This is a genomic window from Variovorax sp. 05N34, assembly GCF_056397405.1.
The window spans coordinates 576,015-598,545 of sequence record NZ_JBFTNI010000003.1 but is presented as its reverse complement, the minus strand read 5'-3'; the positions used below and the strand labels follow the sequence as shown (position 1 = coordinate 598,545).

Annotated in this window: 29 protein-coding genes and 1 pseudogene; 24 read left to right on the top strand and 6 right to left on the bottom strand. The window is 62.3% G+C overall.

Features of this window, described 5'->3' with window-relative positions:
- The 15 genes and pseudogenes from AC1DMA_RS11935 to AC1DMA_RS11865 all read left to right on the top strand — a co-directional run.
- Window positions 1-845: pseudogene (locus tag AC1DMA_RS11935) on the top strand (GTP-binding protein); the annotation flags it as partial.
- 22 nt (window positions 846-867) lie between these two features.
- Window positions 868-1,182 (top strand): 30S ribosomal protein S10, encoded by a 315-nt coding sequence (gene rpsJ, locus AC1DMA_RS11930; protein ID WP_028250951.1) that lies wholly within the window; start codon window positions 868-870, stop codon window positions 1,180-1,182.
- Window positions 1,183-1,330: 148 nt separating this feature from the next.
- On the top strand, window positions 1,331-2,902 hold the full coding sequence (locus AC1DMA_RS11925; RefSeq protein WP_478144293.1) for a hypothetical protein: 1,572 nt from the start codon (window positions 1,331-1,333) through the stop codon (window positions 2,900-2,902).
- A gap of 134 nt (window positions 2,903-3,036) precedes the next feature.
- Window positions 3,037-3,441 (top strand): hypothetical protein, encoded by a 405-nt coding sequence (locus AC1DMA_RS11920; RefSeq protein WP_478144292.1) that lies wholly within the window; start codon window positions 3,037-3,039, stop codon window positions 3,439-3,441.
- 175 nt (window positions 3,442-3,616) lie between these two features.
- The gene (rplC, locus tag AC1DMA_RS11915; protein WP_478144314.1) at window positions 3,617-4,297 is read left to right on the top strand and encodes a 50S ribosomal protein L3; all 681 of its coding nucleotides are present in this window, start codon (window positions 3,617-3,619) and stop codon (window positions 4,295-4,297) included.
- Window positions 4,297-4,917: a 50S ribosomal protein L4 gene (gene rplD, locus AC1DMA_RS11910; RefSeq protein WP_478125264.1), complete on the top strand. Its 621-nt coding sequence runs from the start codon at window positions 4,297-4,299 to the stop codon at window positions 4,915-4,917. The genes rplC and rplD overlap by 1 nt, the downstream gene beginning before the upstream one ends.
- Window positions 4,914-5,249, top strand: a complete 336-nt coding sequence (gene rplW / locus AC1DMA_RS11905; protein WP_478125263.1) for a 50S ribosomal protein L23 — start codon at window positions 4,914-4,916, stop codon at window positions 5,247-5,249. Before rplD ends, rplW begins: the two co-directional genes overlap by 4 nt.
- Before the next feature lie 2 nt (window positions 5,250-5,251).
- Window positions 5,252-6,076: a 50S ribosomal protein L2 gene (rplB, locus tag AC1DMA_RS11900; protein ID WP_028250945.1), complete on the top strand. Its 825-nt coding sequence runs from the start codon at window positions 5,252-5,254 to the stop codon at window positions 6,074-6,076.
- A 10-nt stretch (window positions 6,077-6,086) separates the two neighbouring features.
- Window positions 6,087-6,365: a 30S ribosomal protein S19 gene (gene rpsS, locus AC1DMA_RS11895; RefSeq protein ID WP_062478874.1), complete on the top strand. Its 279-nt coding sequence runs from the start codon at window positions 6,087-6,089 to the stop codon at window positions 6,363-6,365.
- A 9-nt stretch (window positions 6,366-6,374) separates the two neighbouring features.
- Complete coding sequence (gene rplV / locus AC1DMA_RS11890; protein WP_019657678.1) at window positions 6,375-6,707, top strand: 50S ribosomal protein L22; 333 nt, start codon at window positions 6,375-6,377, stop codon at window positions 6,705-6,707.
- Between the two features lie 16 nt (window positions 6,708-6,723).
- Complete coding sequence (gene rpsC, locus AC1DMA_RS11885) at window positions 6,724-7,644, top strand: 30S ribosomal protein S3 (protein WP_478125262.1); 921 nt, start codon at window positions 6,724-6,726, stop codon at window positions 7,642-7,644.
- Between the two features lie 28 nt (window positions 7,645-7,672).
- Window positions 7,673-8,089 carry a 50S ribosomal protein L16 gene (rplP, locus tag AC1DMA_RS11880; RefSeq protein ID WP_028250943.1) on the top strand — a complete coding sequence of 139 codons (417 nt, stop codon included), beginning with the start codon at window positions 7,673-7,675 and terminating at the stop codon, window positions 8,087-8,089.
- Window positions 8,090-8,103: 14 nt separating this feature from the next.
- Window positions 8,104-8,355: a 50S ribosomal protein L29 gene (rpmC, locus tag AC1DMA_RS11875; RefSeq protein ID WP_478144291.1), complete on the top strand. Its 252-nt coding sequence runs from the start codon at window positions 8,104-8,106 to the stop codon at window positions 8,353-8,355.
- Between the two features lie 9 nt (window positions 8,356-8,364).
- On the top strand, window positions 8,365-8,634 hold the full coding sequence (gene rpsQ / locus AC1DMA_RS11870; RefSeq protein ID WP_478125260.1) for a 30S ribosomal protein S17: 270 nt from the start codon (window positions 8,365-8,367) through the stop codon (window positions 8,632-8,634).
- 71 nt (window positions 8,635-8,705) lie between these two features.
- Entirely contained in the window at window positions 8,706-9,218 is a 513-nt protein-coding gene (locus tag AC1DMA_RS11865; protein WP_478125259.1) for a redoxin family protein, read from the top strand.
- Between the two features lie 26 nt (window positions 9,219-9,244).
- Here the strand turns inward: AC1DMA_RS11865 and AC1DMA_RS11860 are convergent, their stop codons facing one another.
- Entirely contained in the window at window positions 9,245-9,826 is a 582-nt protein-coding gene (locus AC1DMA_RS11860) for a GNAT family N-acetyltransferase (RefSeq protein WP_478144290.1), read from the bottom strand.
- Window positions 9,823-10,497: a cytochrome b/b6 domain-containing protein gene (locus tag AC1DMA_RS11855; RefSeq protein ID WP_478144313.1), complete on the bottom strand. Its 675-nt coding sequence runs from the start codon at window positions 10,495-10,497 to the stop codon at window positions 9,823-9,825. The genes AC1DMA_RS11860 and AC1DMA_RS11855 overlap by 4 nt, the downstream gene beginning before the upstream one ends.
- Before the next feature lie 189 nt (window positions 10,498-10,686).
- On the opposite strand from AC1DMA_RS11855, the gene AC1DMA_RS11850 reads away from it, so the two are divergent.
- Window positions 10,687-11,133, top strand: coding sequence for a c-type cytochrome (locus AC1DMA_RS11850; protein ID WP_478144289.1), 447 nt, complete (start codon window positions 10,687-10,689; stop codon window positions 11,131-11,133).
- Window positions 11,134-11,175: 42 nt separating this feature from the next.
- On the opposite strand, the gene AC1DMA_RS11845 is transcribed toward AC1DMA_RS11850, so the two are convergent.
- Window positions 11,176-11,673 carry a TlpA disulfide reductase family protein gene (locus tag AC1DMA_RS11845; RefSeq protein ID WP_478144288.1) on the bottom strand — a complete coding sequence of 166 codons (498 nt, stop codon included), beginning with the start codon at window positions 11,671-11,673 and terminating at the stop codon, window positions 11,176-11,178.
- A 94-nt stretch (window positions 11,674-11,767) separates the two neighbouring features.
- On the opposite strand from AC1DMA_RS11845, the gene AC1DMA_RS11840 reads away from it, so the two are divergent.
- The 8 genes from AC1DMA_RS11840 (at window position 11,768) to AC1DMA_RS11805 (ending at window position 18,704) form a co-directional block, all read left to right on the top strand.
- Entirely contained in the window at window positions 11,768-12,328 is a 561-nt protein-coding gene (locus tag AC1DMA_RS11840) for a hypothetical protein (protein WP_478125254.1), read from the top strand.
- Window positions 12,329-12,404: 76 nt separating this feature from the next.
- Complete coding sequence (locus AC1DMA_RS11835; RefSeq protein WP_478125253.1) at window positions 12,405-12,860, top strand: PTS sugar transporter subunit IIA; 456 nt, start codon at window positions 12,405-12,407, stop codon at window positions 12,858-12,860.
- The gene (locus tag AC1DMA_RS11830; protein ID WP_478125252.1) at window positions 12,829-13,098 is read left to right on the top strand and encodes an HPr family phosphocarrier protein; all 270 of its coding nucleotides are present in this window, start codon (window positions 12,829-12,831) and stop codon (window positions 13,096-13,098) included. The genes AC1DMA_RS11835 and AC1DMA_RS11830 overlap by 32 nt, the downstream gene beginning before the upstream one ends.
- Window positions 13,099-13,135: 37 nt before the next feature.
- Entirely contained in the window at window positions 13,136-14,950 is a 1,815-nt protein-coding gene (ptsP, locus tag AC1DMA_RS11825) for a phosphoenolpyruvate--protein phosphotransferase (protein ID WP_478144287.1), read from the top strand.
- Between the two features lie 100 nt (window positions 14,951-15,050).
- Window positions 15,051-15,509, top strand: a complete 459-nt coding sequence (locus AC1DMA_RS11820) for a Spy/CpxP family protein refolding chaperone (protein WP_478125250.1) — start codon at window positions 15,051-15,053, stop codon at window positions 15,507-15,509.
- A gap of 67 nt (window positions 15,510-15,576) precedes the next feature.
- A complete protein-coding gene (locus AC1DMA_RS11815; RefSeq protein WP_478125249.1) occupies window positions 15,577-16,263 on the top strand; it encodes a response regulator transcription factor in 687 nt (228 codons plus the stop codon).
- Entirely contained in the window at window positions 16,260-17,540 is a 1,281-nt protein-coding gene (locus AC1DMA_RS11810; protein ID WP_478144285.1) for a HAMP domain-containing sensor histidine kinase, read from the top strand. Before AC1DMA_RS11815 ends, AC1DMA_RS11810 begins: the two co-directional genes overlap by 4 nt.
- A 129-nt stretch (window positions 17,541-17,669) precedes the next feature.
- The gene (locus AC1DMA_RS11805; protein ID WP_478144284.1) at window positions 17,670-18,704 is read left to right on the top strand and encodes an NADP-dependent oxidoreductase; all 1,035 of its coding nucleotides are present in this window, start codon (window positions 17,670-17,672) and stop codon (window positions 18,702-18,704) included.
- On the opposite strand, the gene AC1DMA_RS11800 is transcribed toward AC1DMA_RS11805, so the two are convergent.
- From AC1DMA_RS11800 to AC1DMA_RS11790, 3 genes are read right to left on the bottom strand one after another with little or no spacing between them, the layout of a single operon-like run.
- Complete coding sequence (locus AC1DMA_RS11800; RefSeq protein WP_478144283.1) at window positions 18,705-19,553, bottom strand: DMT family transporter; 849 nt, start codon at window positions 19,551-19,553, stop codon at window positions 18,705-18,707. It lies immediately after the preceding gene.
- 35 nt (window positions 19,554-19,588) lie between these two features.
- Window positions 19,589-20,716 carry an SLC13 family permease gene (locus AC1DMA_RS11795; RefSeq protein WP_478144282.1) on the bottom strand — a complete coding sequence of 376 codons (1,128 nt, stop codon included), beginning with the start codon at window positions 20,714-20,716 and terminating at the stop codon, window positions 19,589-19,591.
- Window positions 20,697-22,220: a class I adenylate-forming enzyme family protein gene (locus AC1DMA_RS11790; protein WP_478144312.1), complete on the bottom strand. Its 1,524-nt coding sequence runs from the start codon at window positions 22,218-22,220 to the stop codon at window positions 20,697-20,699. Before AC1DMA_RS11790 ends, AC1DMA_RS11795 begins: the two co-directional genes overlap by 20 nt.
- Window positions 22,221-22,531: the final 311 nt, after the last annotated feature.

Genomic DNA, 22,531 nt, shown 5'->3' with positions numbered 1-22,531 from the left:
AAGGCCTACGACCAGATCGACGCGGCGCCCGAAGAGAAGGCGCGCGGGATCACGATCAACACCGCGCACGTGGAGTACGAGACGGCCAACCGTCACTATGCGCACGTGGACTGCCCGGGGCACGCTGACTATGTGAAGAACATGATCACTGGCGCGGCTCAGATGGACGGCGCGATCCTGGTGTGCTCGGCTGCTGACGGCCCGATGCCCCAGACGCGCGAGCACATCCTGCTGGCCCGCCAGGTGGGCGTGGGCTACATCATCGTGTACCTGAACAAGTGCGACATGGTGGATGACAAGGAGTTGCTCGAACTGGTTGAAATGGAAGTTCGCGAGCTCCTGGACAAGTACGAATTCCCCGGCGACGACACCCCCATCATCCATGGCTCGGCCAAGCTGGCGCTGGAAGGCGACAAGGGCGAGCTGGGCGAAGGCTCGATCATGAAGCTGGCCGAGGCGCTGGACAGCTACATCCCCACGCCTGAGCGCGCGGTGGACGGTACGTTCCTGATGCCGGTGGAAGACGTGTTCTCGATCTCGGGTCGCGGCACGGTGGTCACTGGCGCGGTCGAGCGCGGCGTGATCAAGGTGGGCGAAGAAATCGAGATCGTGGGTATCCGCCCGACGCAAAAGACTACCGTCCGCAGTTCTACTTCCGCACGACGGACGTGACTGGCGCGATCGAGTTGCCCAAGGACAAGGAAATGGTCATGCCGGGCGACAACGTGTCGATCACAGTGAAGCTGATCAACCCGATTGCCATGGAAGAGGGCCTGCGCTTCGCAATTCGCGAAGGTGGCCGCACCGTCGGCTCGGGCGTCGTGGCAAAGATCCTCGACATCTGATCGAACGCACCAAGGAATTACCATGGCTACCAAGCAAAAAATTCGCATCCGCCTGAAGGCGTTCGACTACAAGCTGATCGACCAATCGGCTGCAGAGATCGTGGACACGGCCAAGCGTACAGGCGCGATCGTCAAGGGTCCCGTGCCCCTGCCGACTCGCATGAAGCGCTTCGACATTCTGCGTTCGCCGCACGTCAATAAAACGAGCCGGGATCAATTCGAAATCCGCACGCATCAGCGTCTGATGGACATCGTTGACCCAACCGACAAGACGGTCGATGCACTCATGAAGCTCGACTTGCCCGCAGGCGTCGACGTGGAGATCAAGCTGCAATAAGAGCCTTTGCTTACTTCAAAGCCCGCTGGCCTTTGTGTCAGCGGGCTTTTTTTGCGCCTGATATGGCATCCTAGAAGCAAGGCGGCAGGCCGTTGTGAAGGCCAGGGAGGCGCGGGATATGGGAAGTGAAGTGTTAAGGCGAGGATTAGTGTTATCTGCAGCACTGGCCCTCCTGGCGGGCTGCGGGGGCGGGGGTGGTGGCGGAACCGTCGGCGTCTCTCCCTCGGCGTCGCCCGCCTCTGGCGCGTCGGTGGCGGTAGCCAATGTTCGCTTGAGCGGAGCCGTTACCTATGACTCTGTCCCGAACATCACGGGCGCTCTGAACTATGCGGCAACAGTTGCGAAGCCGGTTCGAGGAGCAGTGGTCGAAATCTTGAACGCCGCATCAAACATCGTTGCCTCCGCCAATACGGATGAGAAAGGCCTGTACTCGGTGGCGGTCCCGTCGAATACATCGCTGATAGTGCGCGTCAAAGCTCAGTTGTCGCAACTGGGTGCTGGGCCGAGTTGGGATGTCTCGGTCCGCGACAACACCCAGGCCAATGCCATCTACGCAATGGAGACGCCTACGTTTGCCTCCGGCACCGCTGCTGTGCTCGCGCGTGACGTTCATGCGCCGTCCGGGTGGGGCGGGTCCGGATATAGCGGGATGCGTGTCGCGGCGCCGTTTGCTCTCCTGGATACGATTTATACGGCTCAGGCTAAGGTGTTGTCGGTCGCGCCCAATACGGCTTTTCCAGCGTTGCGTGTGTTCTGGAGTGCTAACAATGTCCCGGCCAGCGGCAATCCAGCTCTGGGGCAAATCGGCACGACCTTCTTTGGCAACGGAACGGGGGGCCGCACGATCTTTGTTCTGGGCAAGGAGAACGTTGACTCGGACGAGTACGATGAATCGGTGATTGCCCATGAATGGGGTCACTACTATCAGTCAGCATTCAGTCGTGACGATTCCCCTGGGGGCAGCCATGCCATCACGGACAGGCTCGATCGGCGGGTCGCGTTTTCGGAGGGTTGGGGCAATGCGTGGTCAGGCATCGCCCTGGGACGCAGCAATTACATCGATTCAGTCGGGCCCGGCCAAGCTCAAGGGTCCAATGTTGATCTCCGAGCCGGGGACGGTTCGGATCCTGGATGGTTTCGCGAGGCCTCCGTGCAGTCAATTCTGTGGATCTTGAATGGGCAAGTTGGCTTCAAGGCGATCCACGACACCATGACCGGGCCGTTCAAGCGCGGGTTGCCTGTGACCTCTATTCACCCGTTCGCCGCTGCCTTCTATTTGACCGCACCGGAAGGCGCTTCGAATCTGTCCGCGCTTTTGACGGGGCAGAAGATCAGCGCTTTTTCTGATCCGTACGGCGTTCTTGAAATGAACGATGGCGGAGTTCAGGCCGCTCTTCCCATGTATCAGAGCGCTGCGGCGGGCGCAGTCAAGTCGGCCTGTGTTTCCAATCAGGCGGGTGCCGGCAACAAACTGGGGAGTTACGCCTATCTCCGGCTCACCGCACCGGCGGCGGGTACCCATACGATCACAGTGCTAGCCGATTCGAGCGCGGTCGATCCGGACTGGGTCGTTTACAGCGGCGGACAGATTGCCGAAGCCGACGGTCTCGGCCAAAGTGAGGCGGCATCGGTCAATTTCCCAGCGGGAGAGAGCATCCTGGTAATCAACGACTTCAACAACACATCGGCCTCGACATGTTTCAAAGTGACCATTCAATGATCGCTGGACCTACGAAAGGAAAAGGCACCGTCGTCAGTGCGCCCCTTGCGTTGGCGCTTTTCGTTTCCTTGAATGCGTTGGCTGCTGCGGCGGACATGACTGGACTGCGCAAAGCGCCGGCCCCCAGCAAAACTATGAGCACGGCTCCGATGAAGGGGAACGGCTCGGGGGTGATCGTTCAGTATCGAGTCGACGGCACGCCCGTGCCCGGTGTTGCTGTTCCGGTGGTGCTGGCTTTCGACGGGGTGACTCAGCAGAGCGGCGCCGTGGTTAAGTTGACCACGGAGGGAGGTCTCAGGCTCCCAGGTGGCGAAGAGGTGCGCACGTTGCCAGCGGGCGAAGTGACGTCATTGACAGTCAACGTCACTCCCGCAGCGGCAGGTATTGGCTACCTACATGTGTTCACGACGCAGCACGGCGCGACCAGCGCAACTTCGATTCCAATCCAGACGCGAGCGTCCCCTTCTGCCCTACCGCATGCCGGCGAACTCAAGCAAACACCCGGTGGAGACCCAGTCCGATCGTATCGAGTGAAGTAGGCGTCCTGCTGGGCTGTTGGGAGCGTTGCGGTCTTTGCGAGATGCGCGCTATAATCTCCGGCTCTGCCCAAATTGCGCCTCCGAGCCTCTTTGCGCAGAGCTTTATTAACCTTCTTTCGCAAACCAAACGCTGTCGCCAATTGAAGTGGCAGCGGCGGAAGTTTTGGAGAAAACTATGAGTCTGAGCAACTCCCTCGGGTTGCTGGGCCGCAAGGTGGGGATGATGCGTCTCTTCACTGATGACGGGGACGCAGTTCCTGTCACGGTGGTGGATGTGTCGAACAACCGCGTGACCCAGATCAAAACCCAAGAGAATGATGGCTACGTCGCAGTTCAAGTGACGTTCGGTTCGCGCAAGGCATCGCGCGTCACCAAGCCTGAAGCCGGTCACCTCGCCAAGGCGGGCGTCGAGGCAGGCGAGATCATCCAGGAATTCCGCGTGACTGCCGATACGGCTGGTCAGCACAAGGCTGGCGGCGTCATTGCTGCCGCGAGCGTGTTCGCGGTTGGCCAGAAGGTCGACGTGCAAGGCACTTCGATCGGTAAGGGCTACGCTGGCACCATCAAGCGTCACAACATGAGTTCGCAGCGCGCATCGCACGGCAATAGCCGTTCGCACAATGTGCCGGGTTCTATCGGCATGGCGCAGGATCCCGGTCGCGTATTTCCGGGCAAGCGCATGACGGGCCATCTCGGCGATGTCACGGTAACAACCCAGAACCTCGATGTGATCCGTATCGACGAGGCTCGGCAGTTGCTCCTGATTAAGGGTGCAATTCCGGGTTCGAAGGGTGGCTTCGTCACCGTGCGTCCGGCCGTCAAGGCCAAGCCGCAAGCCGCTGAAGGAGCGAAGTAATGGAACTCGAACTCCTGAACGAACAAGGCCAGGCTGCCTCGAAGTACGAAGCGCCGGAGACCGTGTTCGGCCGTGACTACAACGAAGACCTGGTTCACCAGATCGTCGTCGCATTCCAGGCCAATGCCCGCCAAGGCACCCGCGCCCAAAAGGACCGCGAGCAGGTTAAGCATTCGACCAAAAAGCCGTTCAAGCAAAAGGGAACGGGCCGCGCCCGTGCTGGTATGACTTCCTCGCCGCTGTGGCGCGGAGGCGGCCGCATTTTCCCGAACATGCCTGACGAAAATTTCTCACAGAAGATCAACAAGAAGATGTATCGCGCTGGCATGGCGTCCATCTTCTCGCAACTCGCGCGCGAAGGTCGGTTGGCTGTGGTTGACTCGATCAAGGTTGACTCGCCGAAGACCAAGGCGCTGGCCGCCAAGTTCAAGGCAATGAATCTCGAGTCAGTGCTCGTGATTGCCGAAGAAGTCGATGAGAACCTGTATCTCGCTTCGCGCAACCTGGTCAACGTGCTTGTGGTCGAGCCGCGGTACGCCGATCCGGTGTCGCTGGTTCACTACAAAAAAGTGTTGGTCACAAAGGGTGCCGTCGACAAGCTCAAGGAGATGTTCGCATGAGCCGCATGAACCCTACTCCCGCACAACGTCAGTTCGACGAAGGTCGTCTGATGAACGTGCTGGTCGCCCCGATCGTGTCCGAAAAGGCCACGATGATCGGCGAAAAGTCGAATGCAGTCACCTTTAAGGTGTTGCAGGACGCCACCAAGCCCGAAATCAAAGCCGCCGTTGAACTGATGTTCAAGGTTGAGGTTCAGGGCGTGTCGGTGCTCAACACCAAGGGCAAGACCAAGCGCTTCGGCAAGTCCATCGGTCGCCGCGATAACGTTCGCAAGGCCTACGTGACGCTCAAGGCTGGTCAAGAGCTCAACCTCGTCGGGGAAGGCGCTTAATCATGGCCGTCATCAAGATGAAACCCACTTCGCCGGGCCAACGCGGCGCGGTGAAGATTTCGCGAGACCACCTCTACAAGGGTGCGCCGCATGCAGCTTTGCTGGAGCCGCAGTTCCAGAAGGCCGGCCGTAACAACAACGGCCACATCACGACTCGCCACAAGGGCGGTGGCCACAAGCATCACTATCGTGTGGTGGATTTTGTGCGCAACAAGGACGGCATTCCGGCCAAGGTCGAGCGTATCGAGTACGACCCGAATCGTACTGCTCACATTGCGCTCGTGTGCTACGCCGACGGCGAGCGCCGCTACATCATCGCCCCGCGGGGCCTGGAAGCCGGTGCAACGCTGCTGAGCGGTTCGGAAGCTCCGATCCGTGCCGGCAACACGCTGCCTATTCGCAACATTCCGGTGGGTTCGACGATCCACTGCATCGAGTTGCAACCCGGCAAGGGTGCGCAGATCGCGCGTTCGGCAGGCACCTCGGCCACGTTGCTGGCTCGTGAAGGCGTCTACGCACAGGTGCGCATGCGTTCCGGCGAAGTCCGACGCGTGCATGTGGAATGCCGCGCGACCATCGGTGAAGTCGCCAACGAAGAACACAGCCTGCGCCAACTCGGCAAGGCCGGTGTGAAGCGTTGGATGGGTATCCGCCCGACCGTTCGCGGTGTGGTAATGAACCCGGTGGACCACCCGCACGGTGGTGGCGAAGGCAAGACCGGCGAAGGCCGCCATCCTGTCGACCCCTGGGGCAATCTCACCAAGGGTTATCGCACCCGTAACAACAAGCGCACGCAGGTCTTCATCGTGTCGCGTCGCAAGAAGTAAGGGTTAGCAAATGACTCGCTCTCTCAAAAAGGGTCCGTTCGTGGATCACCACCTTGTGGCCAAGGCCGACAAGGCTGTGACGAACAAGGACAAGAAGCCGATCAAGACCTGGTCGCGTCGCTCGATGGTTCTGCCGGAATTCATCGGCCTGACGATCGCTGTGCACAACGGCAAACAGCACGTGCCCGTGTACATCACCGACCAGATGGTTGGTCACAAGCTCGGTGAATTTGCGCTCACGCGCACTTTCAAGGGGCATCCCGCGGACAAGAAAGTCCAGAAGAAGTAAGGAACGACCATGTCTGAAACACGTGCAGTCCTCCGCGGCGTTCGCCTTTCGGTCGACAAGGGCCGTCTGGTCGCTGACCTGATCCGCGGAAAGAAAGTCGATCAAGCACTCAACATTCTGCAATTCACGCAGAAGAAGGCCGCCGTCATCGTAAAGAAGGTGCTCGAATCGGCAATTGCCAACGCAGAGCACAACGACGGGGCCGATATCGACGAACTGAAGGTGAAGACCATCTACGTCGAACAGGGCGCCACGCTCAAGCGCTTCACCGCGCGCGCCAAGGGTCGCGGCAATCGCATCAGCAAGCCCACGTGCCATGTGTACGTGACGGTTGGCAACTAACAGGCCTGGAAGAAATATGGGACAGAAGATCCACCCAACCGGCTTCCGCCTTGCGGTCAGCCGTAACTGGTCAAGCCGCTGGTACGCAAGCAACCGCGACTTCGCCGGCATGCTGGCAGAAGATATCAAGGTACGTGAGTACCTGAAGAAGAAGCTCAAGAACGCGTCCGTTTCGCGCGTGCTGATCGAGCGTCCCGCCAAGAATGCACGTATCACGATCTACTCGGCGCGCCCGGGTGTCGTCATCGGCAAGAAGGGTGAAGACATCGAGAACCTCAAGCGCGAATTGGGCAAGCAACTCGGAGTACCGGTCGCTGTCAACATCGAAGAAGTACGCAAGCCCGAAATCGATGCACAACTGATCGCCGACAGCATCACTCAGCAGCTCGAGAAGCGGATCATGTTCCGCCGCGCCATGAAGCGCGCTATGCAGAACGCCATGCGTCTGGGTGCTCAAGGCATCAAGATCATGTCGGCTGGCCGGCTGAACGGCATCGAGATCGCACGTACCGAGTGGTACCGCGAAGGTCGAGTGCCCCTTCACACCCTCCGCGCCGATATCGACTACGGCACGTCGGAAGCTAAGACTACGTACGGCGTCATTGGCGTCAAGGTCTGGGTCTACAAGGGCGATACGCTGGGTCGCAACGATTTGCCTGCTGTCGAAACGCCACGCCCTGACGAAGAGCGTCGTCCTCGCGGCCCGCGCCGTGATGGCCGCCCGGGTGGCGACCGTCCGGGCTCTGACCGTCGTGGCCCGCGCGCCGGCGCTCGTGGCCCGATTGGTGGCAACGTCGCCCCAACCGACGGCAGCGACAAGCCCGCAGAAGCTACTGGCGCCGCTCCGGCAGCTCCAGGTGCAGACTCGAAACCCGCCGTTAAGCGCGTCCGCAAAGCCGCGCCAGCTGCAGCAGCTGACGGTGCCAAGACCGAGTGATCGGTCTTAGAACTACGGAGTAATAAACATGCTGCAACCTGCACGCAGAAAGTTCCGAAAGGAACAAAAGGGCCGCAACACCGGCATCGCGACCCGCGGTAATGCGGTGTCGTTCGGTGACTTCGGCCTGAAGTCGATCGACCGCGGCCGCCTTACGGCCCGTCAGATCGAAGCCGCACGTCGCGCGATCTCGCGTCACGTCAAGCGCGGCGGCCGCATCTGGATTCGTGTGTTCCCGGACAAGCCGATCTCTCACAAGCCCGCAGAAGTGCGGATGGGTAACGGTAAAGGCAACCCCGAGTACTACGTCGCCGAAATCCAGCCCGGCAAGGTGATCTATGAGATCGTCGGCGTTCCCGAAGAACTGGCTCGCGAAGCATTCCGTCTGGCCGCTGCCAAGCTGCCGTTGCGTACGACTTTCGTCGCACGCCAACTCGGCGCCTGATCGAGGAGAACACCATGGCAACACGTAAAAAGAAGGAAGTCGCGGCCCCGGCCAAGACTTCAAAGGCCACCGAGCTGCGCAACAAGGACGTTGCGGGCCTGCAAGCCGAAATCAAAGACCTGCAGAAGGCCCATTTCGGCCTGCGCATGCAGAAAGCCACGCAACAGCTGTCGAATACGTCGACACTGCGCGTGACGCGCCGCGACATTGCGCGCGCCAAGACCATTCTTGCTCAAAAGCAGCAAGAAGCCCGAGCCGCCAAGTAAGGAGTGAACATGACGGAAGCTAAAAAATCCCTCAAGCGCACCTTGATTGGCAAGGTGGTCAGCGACAAGCGTGAAAAGACCGTGACCGTGCTCGTTGAGCGTCGCGTGAAACACGAGCTTTACGGCAAGATCGTGGCGAAGACCAGCAAGTACCACGCCCATGACGAAAAGGGCGAATACAAGCTGGGTGACACCATTGAGATCACTGAGAGCCGGCCAATTTCGAAGTCGAAGAACTGGGTTGTGACCCGTTTGATCGAAAAGGCCGTTCTGGTCTGATCGCAGCCGAAGCAGTCCGAGCAAAAGCGGCCCACAATGTGGGCCGCTTTTCTTTTTCAGGAGTACTTCAAATGATCAATGTCGGTGACACGTTGCCTGCTGCAACGCTTCAGGAATATTCTGAGGTCGAAGGTGAGGGCTGCAGCATCGGGCCCAATCCTGTAGACGTCACCAAGGCTGCCGCTGGAAAGACTATAGCCGTCTTCGCTCTGCCTGGGGCTTTTACACCCACTTGCTCAGCGAAGCATGTTCCGGGGTATGTCCAGCATTTTGAAGATTTCAAGGCTGCCGGCGTGGACGAAATCTGGTGCGTGAGTGTCAACGATGCCTTCGTCATGGGCGCTTGGGCCCGTGATCAGAAGACGGGAAGCAAGGTTCGCATGCTGGCGGACGGCAGCGGCGCTTTTGCGAATGCAACCGGCCTGACGCTGGATCTGACCTCGCGCGGAATGGGTGTCCGCAGCAATCGCTATTCGATGCTGGTGAAAGACGGCAAGGTCGCGACACTCAACGTCGAAGATCCGGGCAAGTTCGAGGTCAGTGATGCTGACACGCTGTTGGCACAAGCCCGCAGCGTGGCGTAGCAACCCGTGGCCGACGCTCGCTTGAGCTACAGATCCGCCTTGAGATAGTGCGACCCTGCAATCGGGTTGTGATAGTAGGGGGGCACTTCGGCGAAGCCAAGCTCTTCGTAGAGTGCCCTCGCGGACTCCATATCGTCGAGCGTATCCAGCAGTACGCAAGCATAGCCCGCGCCGCGCGCAGCATCGAGGATGGCTTCCGCGAGCTGCCGTCCGACTCCCACTCCCCGAAACTCCGGCCGCACGTACAGGCGCTTCATCTCTGCCGCGTTGGGGTAATCCGCCGAATCCAACGGACGCAGCGCGCAACAGCCGGCAACGTGCGCGAAACCTCCATCGGACCGTCGCAATGGCCGCCCCTTCACGGGTACCGCCGTGTCGTCGGTGTCGACCAATGCCAAAAACAAAGCGCCCCGAGGTTCAGCATAGTCCCCCGGCAATTCGGCGAGTTCATCATCAAAATTCTGAAAACCGAGATCGATCTCAAGTGAAGCCGCATAGTCTCGAAAGATCGCCCGCGTCGCTTCAATCTCGTCCGGCTCATCGGGTGTCAAAAGCACGATTTCTGGTGTGCCTGCCAGGGGCAAGGGGCGTGACATTGAGTTGCTCATACGCGCAATGATGAGATCCAGCCTGCGAAGCTGGCGCAGGCCGCGAACACGACAATCGCCAGAAGCCTTGATGCGGCGTCATCGCGGCTTGACGCGCCGGTGCCGTCGGTGAGTGGCTTGTCACCGGAGATCATGGGCCGTATCAGCATGCGACCCTTGACAATCACGTAAAACAGAACGGCGAGCACGTGCAGGCTTACGAGCGTGATGACGAGCCACTTGCCTGGCATCGTGTGCCACTTTGTCGCGGCACTCACCAGCGAACCGGGAACGAAGCTTGTCAGCGGCCCCGACGCGGAGATCTCGTCATCGGCAACCAGCCCGGTCCCGACTTGCACCAGAAGCAGCCCAAGAACGGCGAACACCGATAGCGCGCCCAAAGGCGAGTGACCGATGAGCTGGTCCGGGTGCGCGCGGCCCCGCAGATACGAGACGACGGACCGCGGCGCGTAGATGAAAGCGGAGAAGCGCGACCACCGCCCGCCGACAAATCCCCAAAACAGCCGAAAAAGCAGGAGCGACAGCGCGGCGTAGCCGAGGCGGAAATGCCATTCCATGACCCCCGAAAGGCCGGTCGCGATCAGGCCGATCACGGTCAGTGCCAACAGCCAGTGAAAAACCCGCGTCGGCAAATCCCAGACACGGGTCGCTATGGCGCCAGGATCACCCAGCTTCGCGCGGCGCGTCGTGGGCTCGAAAGGGGCAGTCATCGATGGCTTGACGCAAGATGCGGGAAGCGCAGATTAGCAAACTTCGGCGCAAAGGTGACTTGCGGGTTGTCACTAGTCCCCGATGGCGCCGAGTCTCTAAACTGCCACGGCGCCGTACTCCGCGATGCGCGAGCAAAAAAAGGATCCACGATGAAATCTCTCGTCAGCCTTGCCCTGGCCGCCGTTTGCGCGGCCTTTTCTGTTTCGGCTAGCGCCCAGTTCGCCAAACCCGAAGATGCGATCAAGTACCGCCAGAGTGCAATGTTTATCCAGAGCCAGCACGTGGGCCGCCTGGGCGCCATGGCCAGCGGCCGCGTGCCGTACGATGCGACCGCCGCCGTTGCCAACGCGGAGGTGGTCGCGCAGATATCGAGGCTTCCGTGGCCTGCCTTCGGTCCTGGCACGGAGGGCGGAAAGGCAAAGCCGGAGATTTGGAAGGAGCAGGCCAAGTTCAAGGATCTGAGCGATCGGCTGATGGCCGGAACCGACAACCTCCTTGTCGCCGCCAAAGCCGGGAACGTCGACTCACTGAAGACCGCAATGGGGTCGCTTGGCGAAACCTGCAAGGCTTGCCACGACACCTTCAGGAGCAGGTGATCCGGACCAGCCGACTCGCGCCTAGCACGGCGGCGGCCCCATCTACGCTTCGGCGAGCAGCTTTTCGATCAACTTGTGCAGTTCGGCGAAGTCGGGCTCGCCGACATAGCGCTTCACGATCTCACCGCGCTTGTTGACCACGTAGGTGGTTGGCGTCAGCTGGACGTCACCCCATGCCTTGGCAACCGCACCTGTATTGTCGATAGCCACCTTGAACGGCAGCTTGCGTGTCTCGGCGTAATTGACGACGTATGCTGGCGGGTCGTAGCTCATTGCCACGGCGAGGGTCTCGTAGCCCTGGTTCTTGTACTTGTCATAGGTCGCGATGACCTTCGGCATCTCTCCCACGCAGGTGACGCAGCTCGTTGCCCAGAAATTGACGAGCGTGACCTTGCCCTTTAGGTCCTCGGTGCTCTTTCGCGTTCCGTCGAGAAGCACGAAGGTCGATGCCGGCGCAGCGGAAACCCCCGTGTTCAGGTAAACGCCAACCCCGACGGCCAGGGCGAGTGCGGTTGCGGCGGCGTAGATGACTTTTTTCATGGCGGGGCGGAGTAGTCCACGAATTTTAGATCGCAACGCAGAGTCGTGCCGGCCGCCCGGAACGGTCGAAGGGGCGTTCGATAATCGATGTTCCATGCCGATCCTGTCCTTTCTGCGCTTCGGTCGCGCGACCTTGGTCGTGACCGCAATCGTGCTTGCCGCGTGCAGCCCCACCTTCAACTGGCGAGAGGTTCCTGTGGGAGACGCCGACGTGGTCGTCCTGCTGCCTTGCAAGCCGGATCGAGCCACGCGCCAGCTGCCGCTCGGGACCGACATGGTTTCCGTCGACATGGCCGGCTGCAAGACTGGAGGCGCAACCTTCGCCATTGCGCACGCTTCAGCCGGCAGCGCCGAACAGGCGGAAAGCTGGATTCGGGCATGGCGGGCTGCCACCCGGACCCAGCTCTCGAATGCCCAGATCGTCGAAGCCCCCGCCTCCGTGCTGCGCGCCGCTGCTTCACCCGCCCCGGCGCGGCTCGATACCCAGGGCGACACCCAGGGCACGCCGGGGGAAAGCAAGGGAGAAGGTGCGCACGTCATCTGGTTCGCGCAGCAGCGGCCGGATGGAATGGCGATCTATCAGGCGACCGTCCTGGGTTCCCCGTCATCCCCAGAAGCGCTGGCGACGTTTTTTGAAGGAATCCGCGTTCCGTGAGCCGACTGCCGCCTTGCCTTGTTTCTACACCTGGACGGATGGCCCCTCATAATTGCCAGACTGCCCGCCGAAATCCATGAACAGCATTTTCATCATTGCCCACTCGCCGCTTGCGCAGGCGTTACGGCAGTGCGCGCTGCATGTGTTTCCCGATTCCGAGCACGCCGTGGCGGCGCTCGACGTCTTGCCCAACGTATCACCCGACGAAACCCTCGCCGCCGCGCGCATCACGCTTGCCCAGCTCCAGCGCACTCCGCGTTCGCAAGTGCTCGTGCTGGCCGACGTTTTTGGTGCAACACCATGCAATGTGGCTCAGAAGCTCGTCGACGGCGCCCGATCCCGGCTCGTCGCCGGCGTCAACCTGCCGATGTTGCTGCGCGCCGTGAGCTATCGAAATGAACCCCTTGATACTCTCGTGCAGCGCGCACTCACCGGCGGAACTGCGGGCGTGATGCAGGTGGCCGTGACCGCTCCCCAGAATCAGGCAAGAAGAAAGCATAGTGACCAAGACATCCGTGACCATCAGCAATAAGCTGGGCCTGCACGCGCGGGCATCGGCCAAACTCACCAAGCTTGCCGGGAGCTATCCGTGCGAGGTCTGGCTTGCACGCGGCGACCGCCGGGTGAACGCAAAGAGCATCATGGGCGTGATGATGCTCGCGGCAGGCATTGGCGTCACGGTGGAAGTGGAGACGATCGGCGAACGCGAGGAAGAGGCGCTGAACGCGATCGTGGCCCTCATGAACGACAAGTTCGGGGAAGGTGAATAGGGGAGGTGAATAGATGGCGCACTTGGGGGAGTAGACAGTGACATTCGCGATCCACGGTCTCCCGGTTGCCCGTGGCATTGCCATCGGCCGCGCCGTGCTCGTCGTTTCGAGCCGAATCGACGTCGCCCACTATTTCATCAAGCCCGAGGAAATCGATGCCGAGATCGACCGGGTGCGTGTCGCTCGAAACGCAGTGGCGGAGGAGCTACACAAGCTTCAGGCCAGCGTCGCATTGATGGGTCCCAATGACGCGCCGCACGAACTCTCCGCGCTTCTTGATGTGCACCAGATGCTGTTGCAGGACGAGGTACTCACCGGCGGCGTCAAGCACTGGATCGTGGAGCGCCTGTACAACGCCGAATGGGCGCTCACCACGCAACTCGAAGTCGTCGCGCGCCAGTTCGACGAGATGGAGGACGAGTACCTCCGCGAACGCAAGGCCGATCTGGAGCAGGTCGTCGAGCGACTGTTGCATCGCATGAAAGGGACGGCGGCGGTGCTCGCACCCACACCGCCGCGGCGCAAGCGCTCATCCGATGACGATGAGCATCCGGACCCGACCGCCGGCGACGGTATCGACGTGCCGCTGGTGCTGATTGCGCATGACCTTTCGCCGGCGGACATGCTGCAGTTCAAGAAGAGCGTGTTCGCAGGCTTCGTGACCGACGTCGGCGGACGCACCTCGCACACGGCGATCGTTGCCCGCAGCATGAACATCCCCGCCGTGGTGGGCGCACGCAGTGCGAGCCAACTGGTGCGGCAGGACGATTGGGTCATCATCGATGGCGATGCTGGCGTGGTGATCGTCGATCCTTCGCCGATCATCCTGGCCGAGTACGGCTTCAAGCAGCGGCAAGGCGACCTCGAACGCGGACGTCTGTCCCGGCTGCGGCACAAGCCCGCCGTGACGCTCGACGGCCAGCGCGTCGAGTTGCTCGCCAACATCGAAATGCCCGAAGACACGGTAGGCGCGGTCCGGGCCGGCGCTGTCGGTGTGGGGCTGTTCCGGAGCGAATTCCTTTTCATGGGCCGCGAAGCGCAGCGGATGACGCGCCTGCCCGACGAGGAAGAGCAATACCGGGCGTACCGGAATGCGGTCGAGGGCATGCAGGGCATGCCCGTGACCATCAGGACGATTGACGTCGGCGCGGACAAGCCGCTGGACGGCAAAGCCCTCCGAGAGGACTCCCACCTGAATCCTGCCTTGGGTCTGCGCGCGATCCGCTGGAGCCTGGCCGATCCGGCGATGTTCCTGACCCAGTTGCGCGCCATCCTGCGCGCTGCGGCGCATGGTGAGATTCACCTGCTGATCCCCATGCTGGCGCACGTGAGCGAAATCCGCCAGACCCTGTCGCTCATCGATTTCGCGCGGGCTGAACTGGACAACCGCGGGATGGTGCATGGCAACGTAAAGCTCGGCGCCATGATCGAAATCCCGGCCGCCGCGCTCACGCTGAAGACCTTCCTGAAGTACTTCGATTTCCTGTCGATCGGCACCAACGACCTCATCCAGTACACGCTCGCCATAGACCGGGCGGACGAATCGGTGGCGCATCTCTACGACCCCGCGCATCCGGCCGTGCTGCGCTTGGTGGCCGACACGATTGCCGAGTGCCGGCGCCAGGGCAAGAGCGTCAGTGTGTGCGGCGAAATGGCGGGCGACGTCATGTTCACCCGCTTGCTGCTTGGCTTGGGTCTGCGCAGCTTTTCGATGCATCCTTCGCAGATCCTGGCAGTCAAGCAGGAAGTGCTGCGCGCCGACACCAGAAAGCTGGAGCCCTGGGCGCAGGCTGTGATCGAGTCCGAGGAACCCGCCGCCGCGCTGGGGCCGATCGCGGGCGCACCGCAATAAAACGAAACATGCCGAAACCGCCGCGAAAGGACTTCACGGCGCTGCCAAAGCACCATCGAGTCTCCTGATCGACATCCGATCACATCCAAGGAAGACTCTCATGAAACGCTGGTTCAAACGTTCGCTCTTCGGTATTGCCGGTGCTGCACTGCTCGCAGGCAGCTTGGCAGGTTGCGGCCACCGCCCCGGCTGGGGTGGCGGCTCCGAGCAAGACCGGGCTGAATTCAGGGCGCGAATGGTCGAGCGCGTCAGCAGCAAGCTCGAACTCGACGCAACGCAGAAGCAGAAACTGCAGGTGCTGAGCGAAAAGATACAGGCCCAACGCGCAGCATTGCGTGGCGGCGGTGATCCTCGCTCGGAATTCCGCGCATTGTTCGCCGGCGCAAAGCTCGACCAGGAGCGCGCGAGAAAGCTGGTGGCCGACAAGACGGCTGCCGTGCAGGCTGGCAGCCCTGAAGTGATCGCGGCGGCGGCCGACTTCTTCGACAACCTGAATCCTGCCCAGCAACAGAAGGTGCGCGAATTCATGGACAGAGGCCGGCGCTGGAGGAGGGGATGAACGCCCGCTGACCATGCCCGCAGGCCTGGCGAACAGCCTACTTTTCGCGCGTATGCACAATGCCCGAATGCCCCGCATCCTGCTGATCGACGATGACGAGCACCTGGGCGCGCCGCTCGCCAGCTACTTCGCGCGCTTCGACTACGTGCTGGAGAGCACCACGCGGCCAAGCGAAGGGTTGGCGAAGCTGCGTGGAGCAACCTACGATGCCGCCATCCTGGACGTGATGCTGCCCGAGATGGACGGCTTTGCCCTGTGCCGCGAAATCCGCAAGGAAAGCGACATTCCGATCGTGATGCTGACAGCCCGCGGCGACGTCATGGACCGCGTGGTCGGTCTCGAACTCGGCGCCGATGATTATTTGCCGAAGCCATTCGAGCCGCGCGAATTGGTGGCACGTGTGCAGACCATCCTGCGCCGGCAAAGGGCAGCGGCGCCTGCTGCCTCATCCCAGCGCCGCGAGTTCGAGGGCCTGTCGATCGACCTCGACAGGCGGGAAGTGCTGCGACAGGGCGAGCGCGTGGACCTGACCGGGACCGAATTCGAACTTCTGGCCCTGCTGGCCGACCAGCCGGGCAAAGTCTGGAGCCGGGATGAAATCCTCAACCGTCTGCGCGGCCATGAAGCCGAGCTCTACACCCGGGCCGTCGACATCGTCGTGAGCCGGTTGCGCAAGAAGCTCGAGCCACTCGACTGCATCAAGACGCTGCGCAATGCGGGCTATGCGCTCGCTGTCGGCAAGAGCGGGCCATGAGGACGCGGCGAGCACGCCAGGGCTGGCGCCATCGCTGGGGCCACTCGTTGCGTGTGCGGCTGATCATCGTCTTCGTGCTGCTTGCGCTGGCGATGGCGGCGGTGTTCCTCGGCGGCATGCAGCGGGCCTTTTCGGGCGGGTGGCGCGATGCCGCCCGGCCACTGGTGGCCGACTACATGGACCGCATCGTGGCCGAACTCGGCACGCCGCCCGACGTGGCGCGCGCCGAGGCGCTGGTTGCCCGATTGCCGATCTCGATCCGCATCGAGGGGCCGGTGGTGAATTGGGATTCGCATCCGGAGCGCCATCAGCATGGCTTCGGTCCACGAGGCGACTGGCTCAGCCGCACGACTGCTGATGGTCATCGCATCAGTTTCGGGATTGCAACGCTGCCGTGGGAGCGTGAGCCGCAGGGTATCGGGTGGATCACGCTCGGGCTGTTGCTGGCGCTCATCGCTGTGGCGTATGCGTACGTTCGGCGACTGCTGCGGCCGCTGGACGATATCCGGGCGGGCGCCGAGCGCTTCGGGCAAGGGGCCTTCGAAGAGCCGATCCCGGTGCGTCGCCGAGACGAACTGGGTGACCTTGCCCTTCGCATCAACACCATGGCCCACGACATCCAGGGGATGCTTGATGCCAAGCGCGCCCTGCTGCTCGCACTCAGCCATGAGCTGCGTTCGCCGCTGACGCGGGCGCGTCTCAATGCCGAACTACTGCCCGCCACGCCCGAAGGCGCTGCCGAACGAGCAGCGCTGTTGCGCGATCTGGCCGAAATGCGCGACCTCATCAGCGACCTGCTCGAAAGCGAGCGGCTTGCCAGTCCGCACGCCGCGCTCCATCGCGAGCAGGTCGATTTCCCGGCCCTGGTACGTGAGGTGGCTGGCGAGCTTCCCGGCGGAGAGCAGGTTGCCGTGGAAACCCAGCCGGATCTGCCGTTGCTTTCGCTCGACAAGGCGCGCGTTCGTCTGCTCGTGCGAAACCTGCTGGACAACGCGCTGCGCCACGGCGCGGAGGGTGCCGCGCCTCCTCGCGTGACGCTGCGCAGGTCTGGCCCAGGCGTGGAACTGGAGGTGCGCGATTTCGGCCCGGGTGTCGATGCGGAGCAATTGCAGCGGTTGGTCGAGCCCTTCTATCGAACCGACAGCGCGCGCCAGCGGGCGACCGGCGGCGTAGGGCTGGGCATGTACCTGTGCCGTCTGGTGGCCGAGGCGCATGGCGGCAAGCTCACCGTGAAGAATGCGGAACCGGGGCTGTCCGTCACGGTGCTTCTCAGCTGAAGCTGCAGGGCCCCGGCGTCGAGGTTCGACCATCGACTGCCGATGATCGCTGTCGCCTTCGCTAACAACGCCCCGGCGCAGCGGCACTACGATGCGCTTGCCCCAGCAAGCCCTTCAGGAGACACGAGCATGAGCAATCCCCCCACCAATCGTCAAGTCCGACTCGCCAAGCGCCCTGACGGCATGGCAACGCGCGACAACTGGCAGTTCACCAACGAGCCTGCAGGCGAACCGGCCGAAGGTGGCGTTCTCGTCAAGACGCTGTCTCTCTCGCTCGATCCCGCCATGCGCGGGTGGATGAACGAGGGCAAGAGCTACATCCCGCCGGTCGAGATCGGCGCGGTCATGCGCGCCGGCGGGGTGGGGCGTGTCGCCGCTTCGCGCAATCCGGCGTTCGCGATCGGCGATGTCGTCTACGGCACGCTCGGAGTGCAGGAATACGCGCTGATCCCCCAAGAGGAAATCAAGCGCAATGGGCTCACGAAGATCGACTTGAACGCCGGTTCGATCACTCAATGGCTCAACGTGCTGGGCATGCCCGGCATGACCGGCTATTTCGGCCTGATGGACATCGGCGAACCCAAGCCGGGCGAGACGGTGCTCGTCTCCGGCGCCGCCGGTGCTGTCGGCCAGACTGTCGGGCAGCTCGCGAAAATCAAGGGCTGCCGCGCAGTGGGCATTGCGGGTGGCCAGGCCAAGTGTGAGTGGGTGGTGAAGGAGCTCGGCTTCGATGCATGCATCGACTACAAGGCCGGGCCGGCCGCCTTGCGCGAGGGCCTGAAGACGCATTGCCCGAAGGGCGTCGACATCTATTTCGACAACGTCGGCGGCGAGATCCTCGATGCGGCGTTGGCCAAGCTCGCACGCGGTGCCCGCATCATCATCTGCGGCGCCATCAGTCAATACAACAACACCACGCCCGTTCAGGGGCCGAAGAACTACCTCAGCCTGCTGGTGAACCGTGCTCGCATGCAGGGCATGGTCGTGTTCGACTACGCAGACCGATATCACGTGGCGATCGCCGAGATGTCGGGCTATCTCAAGGATGGCCGCATGAAGAGCCGCGAAGACGTCGTCGAAGGGATCGAGACTTTCCCGGAAGCGCTGACGAAGCTCTTCACGGGCGAGAACTTCGGCAAGCTGGTGCTCAAGGTCGCCGACTGATCAGCCTCGCGCTCGCGTCCCCATCACTGCGGCCGAGATGATGAGAACCGCGGCGAGCGCGATGGTCCAGCTCAGCGGGCGTTGCGTCACGACCAGCAGCAATGCGGTCGATGCCAACGGCGTGATGTAGCTCAGGATGCCGATCTGTCGTGCGTCGCCGCGCTTGAGCGCCACGTCCCAGAAGAAAAACGCTGCGCCCAGCGGGCCGAGGCCGCACAAGACCACGAGCAGCCAGTCGCGCGGCGAGAGCGCGACGGACGGCTCCAGCAGTGCGTGGCACGCCAGCGAAAGCGCGCCCGAGACGAGCCCGAAGAGACCGATGGCGCTCGTGGGAAAGGCGGGCACGCGCCGCGTCCACAGCGAATAGCTGGCCCAGATGAACGCAGAGCCAAGCGCCGGCAGGAAGCCCCAATAGCTGCTAGCTGCATCGGCTGAAGTCCCGCTGCGCGCGCCGAGGATTGCGATGGCCGCGCCCGCAAAGCCCAGCAGTGCCGCAATCACGTGCAGTGGCCGCAGCGACACGCCCCGCAGAAGCACCGGCGCCAGCACCACCATGAACAAAGGCCAGAGATAGTTGACGAGGTTTGCTTCTACCGGAGGCGCGTGCCGCAGCGCGATGAACAACAGGAAGTGAAAACCAAACAGGCCGTAGACGCCGAGCGCCAATGTGCGTGGCGGCACGGCCCATGCGCGGCGATTGCGCAAGACGAGCGGCCAACTCAGGGCACTGCCGATCATGAGCGCCAGCCCCGTCAGCAGAAAAGGAGGCAGATGAGACAGCGAAGTGCCCAGCGATGCCAGCGTGGCCCAGAGTGCAATGGCGGCGAGAGCGTTCAGCGTGGAAGACATGCCGCCGAGCTTAAGCGGGTGCATTGCCGTCGATGTCACGCGAGTCGAAGGAGCAGCGCCGTCGTGCCGCAGACCAGCAGGAACGGAATGCTGATGCGATGGAATTCGCGCAATCCGTTCGGCACCTTCGCGAGTCGCAATGCGATCAGGTTGGCCAATGATCCCAGCACGCAGCCGAATCCACCGACGCTCACGCCGGCCGCGAGCGCAGGCAGGTCTTTCACGAAACCGTCGAGCAGAATGGTGGCCGGCACATTGCTGATGACCTGCGACGTGAAGATGGCCGCGAGATACGCGCGCCATCCCTCGCCGATCGGCAAGCGACCCAGCAGCGCCGCGATAGCAGGCAGTTCGGCCATTTGGCGCAGATCGACGAACATCAGCGCGATGATCGCGAGCAAGGCCCAGTCCACGCCGAGCAACACCCGCGGGCGCAATAGCAGGAAAGCCCCGAAGACCCCCGTCAGGCCTGCAAGCAACCAGTGCCGGTCGAGCGCGATGACAAAACCGATGAAGAGCACGCCCGACAGGACAAGCAGTCGCGGCTGGAGCGGCGCAGTTTCGCCGGAGGGCTTCAGCATGATCGGAGCGCGAGGCACCAGGAACCGGATCGCCGCGAACAGCCAGAAGAGCATCACCGCCACAGTCGGCGCCATCATGCTCATGAATCCGATGAAGCTTTCGCCAGACCGATGCCAGAGGAAGAGATTCTGCGGATTGCCGATCGGCGTCAGTGCGGAGCCCGCATTCACCGCCATTGCTTCGATGACCACCAGCCTAGCCAATGGCAGGTGCGCCTGCGTTGCCAGCACGCGCGTGAGTGGCACGAGCAGAAACAGGCTCACGTCGTTGGTCACCAGTGCCGACAGCACCGCGGCGCTCGCGGCGAGCAGAAAGACCAGGTTGCGCAACTCGGTCGTGCGGGACAAGAGCCGCGCCGCGGCCGCCTGCAGCATGCCGCTTCGCTCCACGCCCTGAGTGATCGCGAGCAAGCCAGCGAGCGCTCCAACCGTCTGCCAGTCCACGAGCCGCACATAGTCCATCGGCGCGCGTGGGCGCACCACGGCGAAGACGAACGCCGCAACCAGCAGTACCCACAGCAGCCCATTGCCGCCGCCGTGTTCGGGCTCTGCCGGCGCGACGTCAGCGGGTGTGGAGTTCACGCAGTTCGCGCTTGAGCACCTTGCCGATCGCGCTGCGCGGAAGTTCGTCGATGACCTGCAGGCTTGCGAGCCGCTGGGTCTTTCCCACTTGTGCGTTGGCCCACTGCAGGAGCGCTTCGGCGGCCGTTTCATCACCCTCGCGCCGCACGACGAAAGCGATTGGCGTCTCGCCCCATTGCTCGGATGGCACGCCGATCACCGCGACATCGGCCACCGCCGAATGGCCGCGCAGCACCGCTTCGAGGTCACTCGGATAGATGTTGAAGCCGCCGCTGATGATCATGTCCTTCTTGCGGTCGAACAGCGTGAGGAAACCGTCGCCATCGAAGCGGCCGACGTCGCCAGTGCGGATGAAGCGCTTGCCGGAACGATCGAACCACTCGGCTTCGCGTGTCTTGCCGGGCCGCCGGTGGTAGCCGACCATCATCCCTGCCGAATGGCCCACGACTTCGCCAGCCTCGCCGGGGGCGACCTCATTGCCTGCCTCGTCGATCAGCCGGATGTCGCTGCCTTCGGCGGGGCGGCCGACCGTGTGCAGCTTGTCCGGATGGAGATGCGCTTCAAGGATGCAGGTGCCGCCGCCTTCGGTCATGCCATAGAACTCGATGAGCCCACCCGGCCAGCGATCAAGCACGTCGGCCTTCAGGGCTGCGTCGAATGGCGCACTGGTGCTGAACTTGAAGCGGAAGCTCGAAAGATCGTGTGCGCCGAATCCGGGATGCGCCATCAGACGCTGGTATTGAACCGGCACAAGCATGGTGTGAGTCGCGCGGTGACGCTCTGCCAGCTTGAGGTAGCCGCCAGCATCGAACTTGGGCATCAACACGACGCAGCCGCCGAATGCAATGGTCGGAAAAAACACGACGAGTGTGGTGTTCGAATAGAGCGGGGTCGAAAGCACGGTGACGGTGTCGGGGCCGTATTCGTACTTGGCGCCGCGCCTGACGTGCGCCCATCGCATGCCGTGGCCCTGCACGATCCCCTTGGGCTCGCCGGTGGTGCCCGACGAATAGATGATGTTGAAGGGCGATGAAGGTTGCAGTTCCACAGCGGTTGGCCGCGCGCCATCGGGGGCGACCCATCCTTCGAAATCATCGCCCGCGTCGGAGGCGTCGAGTGCGATTCGCGCAACGGCGCCGGAGCCCGCGGGCCCTAGCACCTGGGCTGCGGCCTCGTCCACGAACAGGATGCGGGCGCCTGCGTCTTCGATCATTCGCGCGAGGCTGGCGGAGGGGGAGCCTGGTGCCAGCGGAGCAACCGCGACACCTGCGCGCAAGGCACCCAGGAACACGGCCGCGTAGTTGACGCTCGACGCGGCGCAGATCGCGATCGCATCGCCCGCACGCAAACCGTCGCGCTGCAGGCTGGCGGCAATGCGGTCCATCAGAGCGTCGAGTTCGCCGTAGCTGACTTCGCGGCTCGCATCGATCAGGGCAGGCCTGTCGTGAGCTTGCCGAGCGTGCAGGCGTATGAGGTCGGCAATCACGCCGAAGTCGCGGTCCATCGCCGCCGAGATTTCATTCATGTGCGGAACCCGTTTTGTCGCCGAAAGCATAGCGTTGTTCGGGGGCGGAGGGTGTCGCGGCGGTATCGCACCCCAGGCGCATTTTGAATGCGCAGTCCATGCGAATTGTCTGATTCCCTAATCCGAACGGGAATTTATCTCCTACCTCAGGAACATTCCTTTTTAATATCCGGAAATGTCTGAATAGTATTTCGACTGCCTAAATAAATAGAACACTATGGTCCAATGCGATCCCTTCGGCAGTGCTACACCCATTTCATATTGACCGCTTCGAATCTCAGGAAATTAAA

Bases quoted from the DNA above. Each gene is read 5' to 3' on its own strand.
- rpsJ (WP_028250951.1), top strand. From the start codon at position 868: ATGGCTACCAAGCAAAAAATTCGCATCCGCCTGAAGGCGTTCGACTAC.
- AC1DMA_RS11920 (WP_478144292.1), top strand. From the start codon at position 3,037: ATGAGCACGGCTCCGATGAAGGGGAACGGCTCGGGGGTGATCGTTCAG.
- rplC (WP_478144314.1), top strand. From the start codon at position 3,617: ATGAGTCTGAGCAACTCCCTCGGGTTGCTGGGCCGCAAGGTGGGGATG.
- rplD (WP_478125264.1), top strand. From the start codon at position 4,297: ATGGAACTCGAACTCCTGAACGAACAAGGCCAGGCTGCCTCGAAGTAC.
- rplW (WP_478125263.1), top strand. From the start codon at position 4,914: ATGAGCCGCATGAACCCTACTCCCGCACAACGTCAGTTCGACGAAGGT.
- rplB (WP_028250945.1), top strand. From the start codon at position 5,252: ATGGCCGTCATCAAGATGAAACCCACTTCGCCGGGCCAACGCGGCGCG.
- rpsS (WP_062478874.1), top strand. From the start codon at position 6,087: ATGACTCGCTCTCTCAAAAAGGGTCCGTTCGTGGATCACCACCTTGTG.
- rplV (WP_019657678.1), top strand. From the start codon at position 6,375: ATGTCTGAAACACGTGCAGTCCTCCGCGGCGTTCGCCTTTCGGTCGAC.
- rpsC (WP_478125262.1), top strand. From the start codon at position 6,724: ATGGGACAGAAGATCCACCCAACCGGCTTCCGCCTTGCGGTCAGCCGT.
- rplP (WP_028250943.1), top strand. From the start codon at position 7,673: ATGCTGCAACCTGCACGCAGAAAGTTCCGAAAGGAACAAAAGGGCCGC.
- rpmC (WP_478144291.1), top strand. From the start codon at position 8,104: ATGGCAACACGTAAAAAGAAGGAAGTCGCGGCCCCGGCCAAGACTTCA.
- rpsQ (WP_478125260.1), top strand. From the start codon at position 8,365: ATGACGGAAGCTAAAAAATCCCTCAAGCGCACCTTGATTGGCAAGGTG.
- AC1DMA_RS11865 (WP_478125259.1), top strand. From the start codon at position 8,706: ATGATCAATGTCGGTGACACGTTGCCTGCTGCAACGCTTCAGGAATAT.
- AC1DMA_RS11860 (WP_478144290.1), bottom strand. From the start codon at position 9,826: ATGAGCAACTCAATGTCACGCCCCTTGCCCCTGGCAGGCACACCAGAA.
- AC1DMA_RS11850 (WP_478144289.1), top strand. From the start codon at position 10,687: ATGAAATCTCTCGTCAGCCTTGCCCTGGCCGCCGTTTGCGCGGCCTTT.
- AC1DMA_RS11845 (WP_478144288.1), bottom strand. From the start codon at position 11,673: ATGAAAAAAGTCATCTACGCCGCCGCAACCGCACTCGCCCTGGCCGTC.
- AC1DMA_RS11840 (WP_478125254.1), top strand. From the start codon at position 11,768: ATGCCGATCCTGTCCTTTCTGCGCTTCGGTCGCGCGACCTTGGTCGTG.
- AC1DMA_RS11835 (WP_478125253.1), top strand. From the start codon at position 12,405: ATGAACAGCATTTTCATCATTGCCCACTCGCCGCTTGCGCAGGCGTTA.
- AC1DMA_RS11820 (WP_478125250.1), top strand. From the start codon at position 15,051: ATGAAACGCTGGTTCAAACGTTCGCTCTTCGGTATTGCCGGTGCTGCA.
- AC1DMA_RS11815 (WP_478125249.1), top strand. From the start codon at position 15,577: ATGCCCCGCATCCTGCTGATCGACGATGACGAGCACCTGGGCGCGCCG.
- AC1DMA_RS11810 (WP_478144285.1), top strand. From the start codon at position 16,260: ATGAGGACGCGGCGAGCACGCCAGGGCTGGCGCCATCGCTGGGGCCAC.
- AC1DMA_RS11805 (WP_478144284.1), top strand. From the start codon at position 17,670: ATGAGCAATCCCCCCACCAATCGTCAAGTCCGACTCGCCAAGCGCCCT.
- AC1DMA_RS11800 (WP_478144283.1), bottom strand. From the start codon at position 19,553: ATGTCTTCCACGCTGAACGCTCTCGCCGCCATTGCACTCTGGGCCACG.
- AC1DMA_RS11790 (WP_478144312.1), bottom strand. From the start codon at position 22,220: ATGGACCGCGACTTCGGCGTGATTGCCGACCTCATACGCCTGCACGCT.